Here is a 6,153-nt window from a genome sequence, read left to right on the forward strand (position 1 = left end):
AATAGGGCAGGTAGGCCAGCGGCACGCCAAAGAACTCGACCTGGGCGTTCTCGAAATACAGCATCTTGTCCACCTGGTCGTGGATGATGCGGGCGCCCTTGACCTGCCACAGCGGCGGCTTCTTCGGATCGTCCTTACAGGGCGCGCAGGCGGTGTAGACGCCGTTCTCGAACACGGTGTAGTTGCCCTCCGTGCGGTCGGCGCGGGTCGCCGCCATCCGCGTCGCGTCCTCGGTGTCGACACGGAGCGAATCGACGAACCCGTCGCGGTAATCGTCGCTCAGATCCATGATGTTGGCATAGGTGATCTTGCCGTCGGCATCCGTCAGGCGGATGTTGCCTTCGGCATGCAGCCGCTTGGTCTTCTGGTCGTAGATGACCTTGTCGGCCTCCACCGAGGTGCCGTTGTAGAACAGCTGCACGTTGCCAACCGCCGAGACGCGCGAATTGTTGTAGTCGTAGTCGACCTCGGTCGCCTGCACCAGCATCTGGTTGTCGTTCGGCGCGCGCGGCGGCCGCGGCCGCGGCGCTTGCTGATTGTAGGTGAAGCCCTGCGCCGCGGCAGGCGCAACTGTCGTGACGCCGACGGTCGCGGTAACCATCAGGATCACAGCAGCGACGGCTAGCCAGGCCCGGATGATGGGCGCGGAAGCGATCGGATATCGTATGATCTGCTTTTCTTGCGGAACGCAGCTCGCAAGCCCGGACTTCAACGCCGACCTCAGTCAATACCGACCCGACCGCATGGCGCTCTGGATCCAGGTAAGTTGGATGGAGCGTCACGCATCAAATCTGTTCAGGCGGCGATCTTAACCGTCAGGCTCTTGATGATGATGTCCGTGAACCTCAAAACTGTTGCAGATCATTGCACGATGAAGGCAGGTTACCCGCGGTTACAAATTTCCGGGTCGTGACGAAGCAGGCGCGTCAGGCGTAAGCCTTCTCGCCGAGGAGGATCTGGCCGGATGACAAGTCGGGCAACGCCGCCGCCGACGAGACGGGCAGCTCGAGCCGGGCGCGCAGTCCTCCGCTCGCTGCGCTGTCGAGGGTGACATCTCCGCCATGCTCGCGCGCAGCGGTGCGGGCCACCGCAAGACCTAAGCCCACTCCGCCGGTGTCGCGATTGCGCGAGCCTTCGAGCCGGTAGAACGGCGCGAACACTTTTTCGCGCTCGTCCTCCGGAATGCCGGGACCGTCATCGTCGATCGTGACGATCGCCCGTTCTCCGTCGCAGTCCAGCCTGACGCGGGCGCAGCCGCCATATTTGATGGCATTGTCGATCAGGTTGGCGACGGCGCGCGAGATCGCAATCGGCCGGCAGGTGATGTTGACCCCTTGCTTTGCCGTGACCTCGATGCGACCGCCCGTATCCATTGCGTTCTCGCAGGCCGATTCGACGAGCGCGCCGAGATCGACCAGCAACGGCGCCTCTCGCTTCGTATCGTCGCGCACGAAGGCGAGCGTCGATTCGATCATGGCCGTCATGGCATCCATGTCGGTCAGCATCTTGCGCCGCTGCGCCTCGTTGCGGATGAGCTCGGCGCGCAGGCGCAGCCGGGTCAGCGGCGTCTTCAGGTCGTGCGACATCGCGGCGACCATCTGGGTGCGGTCGTCGATGAAACGGCGCAGCCGCTCCTGCATGCGGTTGAAGGCGCGAATGGCGGTGCGAACCTCCCGCGGTCCGCGCTCGGGGAGGGGAACGGCTTCCGCGCCCATGCCAAATCGCTCCGCGGCGGTGGCAAAGGCCGAGATCGGCCGCGCCAGCCGCCGCGCCATCCAGAGCGACATCAAGCTGACAAGCAGTAGCAGGGGACCGAAGAGCAGCATCCACCCGACACCGGCTGGCAGAGGCGGTTCGAGCTTGAAATCGGACGTGGTCACCGCGAGCCATTTGCCGTCGCGCAGTGCGATCTCGATCTGGAGCTCGCTGGGCGCGGCGACGTCCGAATTTCTGGCGGCCGTCTTGAGCACGGCAATTCTCACCTCGTCGGGCGATCTGCGCGATTCAAACTCGATCACGTCATGAAGGCGCGACAGCAGGCTGGTGGGAGGCAGCCGGGGTGGGAGGCTCGGTTGGTCACGGATCTCGGGCCTGAAGGTTGCAGTCGCCAAGGTGGACATCAGGACCGCGCGGTCGGCGGGCGAGGCCATATCGACCATCTGGGTGATAACCGTCATGCGCGGCGACAGGAATATCATGGGATTGCGCCTGTTCAGCTTCTGAACCCCGAAGCGATCGAACCAGACCCGCGAATCGCCCGGCGCTGTCCCGGGGTCGCGCCGTTCCATCCAATATTGGCCGCCGATGATCAGCGTAACGGTCACCGTGATGCTAAGGACAACCGTGACCATCATGGTGATCGCAATGCGGCTGGCGATGCTGTTGAGGCGCCATTCTCTCATGCTCCGGTCTCCACCGTCGCGACACTGGCGGCAAAGACATAGCCGCCGCCGCGCACCGTCTTGATCAGGTCCGGTCCGTCAGGATCGATCTTGAGCTTGCGTCTGAGGCGGCTGATCTGCACGTCGATGCTGCGATCGAAACTGGTGGCGGCGCGGCCGCGGGAAAGGTCGAGCAGCTGGTCGCGATTGAGAACGCGCTGCGGCCGCTCGGCCAGCACGACCAGCAGATCGAATTCCGCCGTGCGCAGCGGCACCAGCGCGCCGGCCGGCGAGAACAGCCGGCGTCCTGTCACGTCGAGCCGCCAGCCGGAAAATTCCAGCACGCGGCCGGCTCCGTTCAACGTGCTTCCCGCAGCACCGCCAGCCCGTCGCAGGACTGCGCGCACGCGCGCCAGCAGCTCGCGCGGATTGAACGGCTTTGGCAGATAATCGTCCGCGCCCATCTCCAGCCCGACGATCCGGTCGGTTTCGCCGCCGACTGCGGTCAGCATCACGATCGGCACGGTCGCGCTGGAGCGCACGCGCCGGCACAGGCTTAGGCCGCTTTCACCGGGCAACATGACGTCGAGCACGACGAGGTCGATGCGGGCGCTCTCGAGCGCCTGCATCATCGTCCGGCCTTCATGGGCCACCGAGATACGATAGCCGTGCTGTGTCATGAACTGCGACAGCAGCGAACAGATTTCCTTGTCATCATCGACAATCAGGAGATGCTCAGCCATTTCCAGACAATTCCGTGCGCTGATGATCCTTTGGTGCAACACTCGCGTTCTTCGGGGAAGATCGCTCGCGAGCGTAGCATCAAAGGACCGTCAGCTGACATATCCTGCTCCTGGAGCTTTGGATTTGATGCTTGCATGAGAATATCGTCGGCAGGCCGGGAGGGGACGTCAAATCCACGGCAACCGTGGTCCTGCCAACGCATGATCTTGTAACCGCGTGTTACACGCGCCGCAAAAGGTTACACACGGCAACAATCGGGCATTTGCGGGACATCACCAGGACACGCTGCCGGTCGAGACTACGGTCTGTCCCGGGGAAGGGGGCCTGGTCGGACAGGGAGCGATGAAAAAGTGACGCGACATTTGCGGAGTTTGCTGGCGCCAGCGATCGGGCTCGCCGTGCTTGCGGGCGTGATTGCGGTCGGCAGCGTTGAAGCGACCGCGCGGCCCAAAATTTCGGCAGTTCCGATCTCCTGGCTGTCCTGCGATGAAAGCGCAATCGGCCGCGACACTGGCAGACGCGAATTCGAGGACGGCGCCTGCGCCCTTCTGTCACGGTGGAGTTCGCCGTGGCCGGACGAGGACGACGACGAATGAGATCGTTCTAACATCGGCAGCGTTGCCGGTCAGCCCAAAATGCCTTTCAGGCCGGTATAGAGCGAACCGATGGCTGTCGCCGCGACACCGACGAGCGGGACGACGGTCCGCGCGAGATCCTGGATGAGGCGCGCCCGGCGGCGCAGCTGGTCGTCGCCGACATGCTGGCCGAGCAGGCGCGCCATCGTGAAGGCCGCCGCGTTCGGCTTGCCGCCTTGCGCGAGCACGCCCGGCAGCACCTGGAAGATCACGATGCCGAGCAGGTTGCCGGAGACGAAGGCGAGCAGGATGCTGCTGCCATATTCGAACACTTCGCGCCACTCGACGGGACCGGACGGAATGATCGGGACGTCATCGTGCAGTCCTGTCACGGTGAGCATCAGCATAATGCTGAGACTCGCGGTCCCCAGCCCCAGCGCGAGCGCGCCGCCGAACCAGACCCTGTTGAGCGGATAGGTCGCAAAGCCAAACAGGATCGGGATGATGACCGAGGCCAGCCGCAGCGGCAGCGGCGAGATGTCCAGCACGATCGTCACTAGCGCGTGCGCGGCCAGGAGCAGGAGCGTGGGAACGAGGACGTACAGGATGATATGGGAGCCAAAATAGCGGAACGGATTCCGGTAACGCTCGAGCCGGACGTTGACGCGGTCGAGCCTGCGCGTGAGCCGTTCCAGATCAGCGACGATATCCTGGATCTCGAGCAGCATTGGCCTCGCCACGCGCAGGTCGCGCGAGCAGTGCTTGCAGACGATCGCTTCATCTTTGATGGTTTCGGCGCAAAATGGGCATTCCATCGGCGCTACACCGTGGTGAAGTCGCGTTGAATCGGTGCCGCATCGGAGGTGCGCTCCCTGCCCCGCTTGCGGGAGAGGGCTGGGGTGGGGGTCCCAAACGACGCGCTGAATGTGGGAACCCCCGCCCCCGCCCCCTCCCCGCAAGGGGTAGGGGAGAAGAGCGCACTCGCGGAAAGATCGCCAATCCCCATCGGCGCTATCGGAATTTTGTCTGGCTGCGGAGCATGGCGATCTTGGCTTCGGCTTTGTGCAGCTCGTCGCGAATCATCTCCCGCTTGCGCAGCAGCGCGTCCCGTTCGGCGATCAGTGAGACCGGGATGGCGATGTCGCGGCCGCAGGCGCTGCAGACCAGCGCCTCTTCAACCGTGTCCGACTGGCAATAAGGGCATGTCATCGCGCGATCAGGGGCTGACCTTGAGGACGAAACTCGTGGTGCCGATCCGACCGTCGGAATCCTTGATGTCGACCCGGATCGTGTATTCGCCCGGCGGCAGCTCGGTGTCGGGCATGTCGATGCCCGCGGCCTGGACGAAGGGTTTTATGCGAGGGGTGAGATCGACATTCGGTGTCCGCAGAAACGTCATCTTGACCGAGTCGGGATCGATCTTCGCGCCGCCGAAGGCTTCGAATTTCAGCTGCAAGTGCAGCGGCGAATGGACGGTGTCGCCCGGCAGGATGACATCCACCTTCGGTCCGCGCAGGATGCCGCGCCGCTCTGCGGCAACCGCACCCTTTGGCGGCGGCAGCTTGGCTTCCTCGTCGGTGATCAGCTGGGTCGCGCCGGCACGACCCATGGTCAGCAGGTTCATCGCCAGAATGATCAGACCGATTCTGCTCACCCTCATTCCAAAGTCCCCTTGTCAAATGTTGTCAGCGCGCGCCGTCGCCGATGATCGTATATGGCGCCCAGAACAATGGATGGGCGTAGGAAAATTCCGTCTTGCCGTCCGCGTTGAGATAGCCGGGACCATCCACCAGCGCCATCATGGCCTGGCGGAGCGCCTCGCTGCGTCCCAGCTTTGTGTTCTCGGCCTGACGCTTGAACAGATCCGTGACGAGCTGCCGGGCCGATTGCGAATGCACCGACCAGTTCGTCACCAACAGCGCCCGCGTGCCCGCATAGAAGAAGGCGCGGCCAAGCCCGGAGGCTGCTTCCGCGCCCGTCCCTGCGCCCGCGCCGGTATTGCAGGCCGACAGCACGACCCAGTCGGCATCGAGTTTCAATCCGAGGATTTCCTCCATGGTCAAGAGGCCGTCCGCGTTCTCGCCCGTCACGCTCGGCGATGACAGCGCCAGCGCAGGCTGCGTCAGGCCGTTCAGCTCGCCCGGCACCAGTCCGTGCGTGGCGAAGGCCAGCACCTTGAAGCCGGAGAGATTCATGGCCTTGACCGTGCTCTCGGACGCATTCCTGCCGAGATACAGGACCTTTGACGGGTCGGCCTGCAACGCCAGTGCGATGGACTTCAGCTCGTCGGCCGTGTCGGGCAGGCGCGGCAGCAGCGCAAGTTCCGCGTTGTCGACGCCGTCGAGCTTGGGACTGCTGCGCCGCTTCAACGGCACGCCGCGCGTGACATTGCCGCCGGCATCCGCGACTTTGGTCGCCGCGTCCGGGTGGTTCGGTGCGTCCTGTTCGGCCTC

Annotated in this window: 8 protein-coding genes; 1 reads left to right on the top strand and 7 read right to left on the bottom strand. The window is 64.1% G+C overall.

From position 1 onward, the window contains the following. The 3 genes from JOZ76_RS04890 to JOZ76_RS04900 form a co-directional block, all read right to left on the bottom strand. Positions 1-601 (bottom strand): LPS-assembly protein LptD (locus JOZ76_RS04890; RefSeq protein ID WP_291697498.1); only part of this gene is annotated, 601 nt, incomplete at its 3' end. 325 nt (positions 602-926) lie between these two features. Beyond that, complete coding sequence (locus tag JOZ76_RS04895; RefSeq protein ID WP_291697499.1) at positions 927-2,402, bottom strand: ATP-binding protein; 1,476 nt, start codon at positions 2,400-2,402, stop codon at positions 927-929. After that, positions 2,399-3,124 (bottom strand): response regulator, encoded by a 726-nt coding sequence (locus JOZ76_RS04900; RefSeq protein WP_291697500.1) that lies wholly within the window; start codon positions 3,122-3,124, stop codon positions 2,399-2,401. The genes JOZ76_RS04895 and JOZ76_RS04900 overlap by 4 nt, the downstream gene beginning before the upstream one ends. 351 nt (positions 3,125-3,475) lie before the next feature. Here JOZ76_RS04900 and JOZ76_RS04905 point away from each other — a divergent pair, with 351 nt between their 5' ends. After that, entirely contained in the window at positions 3,476-3,721 is a 246-nt protein-coding gene (locus JOZ76_RS04905; protein ID WP_291697501.1) for a hypothetical protein, read from the top strand. A 29-nt stretch (positions 3,722-3,750) separates the two neighbouring features. Here the strand turns inward: JOZ76_RS04905 and JOZ76_RS04910 are convergent, their stop codons facing one another. From JOZ76_RS04910 to JOZ76_RS04925, 4 genes are all read right to left on the bottom strand, one after another. After that, complete coding sequence (locus tag JOZ76_RS04910; protein WP_291697502.1) at positions 3,751-4,428, bottom strand: hypothetical protein; 678 nt, start codon at positions 4,426-4,428, stop codon at positions 3,751-3,753. Between the two features lie 283 nt (positions 4,429-4,711). Then, entirely contained in the window at positions 4,712-4,909 is a 198-nt protein-coding gene (locus tag JOZ76_RS04915) for a hypothetical protein (RefSeq protein WP_291697503.1), read from the bottom strand. Between the two features lie 7 nt (positions 4,910-4,916). Then, positions 4,917-5,360: a hypothetical protein gene (locus JOZ76_RS04920; RefSeq protein WP_291697504.1), complete on the bottom strand. Its 444-nt coding sequence runs from the start codon at positions 5,358-5,360 to the stop codon at positions 4,917-4,919. Between the two features lie 25 nt (positions 5,361-5,385). Beyond that, the coding region (locus tag JOZ76_RS04925) for a CHAT domain-containing protein (RefSeq protein ID WP_291697505.1) at positions 5,386-6,153 on the bottom strand (768 nt) is incomplete at its 5' end.

The organism is Bradyrhizobium sp. (assembly GCF_019244115.1).
Taxonomy (GTDB): domain Bacteria; phylum Pseudomonadota; class Alphaproteobacteria; order Rhizobiales; family Xanthobacteraceae; genus Bradyrhizobium.

Bases quoted from the DNA above. Each gene is read 5' to 3' on its own strand.
- JOZ76_RS04895 (WP_291697499.1), bottom strand. From the start codon at position 2,402: ATGAGAGAATGGCGCCTCAACAGCATCGCCAGCCGCATTGCGATCACC.
- JOZ76_RS04900 (WP_291697500.1), bottom strand. From the start codon at position 3,124: ATGGCTGAGCATCTCCTGATTGTCGATGATGACAAGGAAATCTGTTCG.
- JOZ76_RS04910 (WP_291697502.1), bottom strand. From the start codon at position 4,428: ATGCTGCTCGAGATCCAGGATATCGTCGCTGATCTGGAACGGCTCACG.
- JOZ76_RS04915 (WP_291697503.1), bottom strand. From the start codon at position 4,909: ATGACATGCCCTTATTGCCAGTCGGACACGGTTGAAGAGGCGCTGGTC.
- JOZ76_RS04920 (WP_291697504.1), bottom strand. From the start codon at position 5,360: ATGAGGGTGAGCAGAATCGGTCTGATCATTCTGGCGATGAACCTGCTG.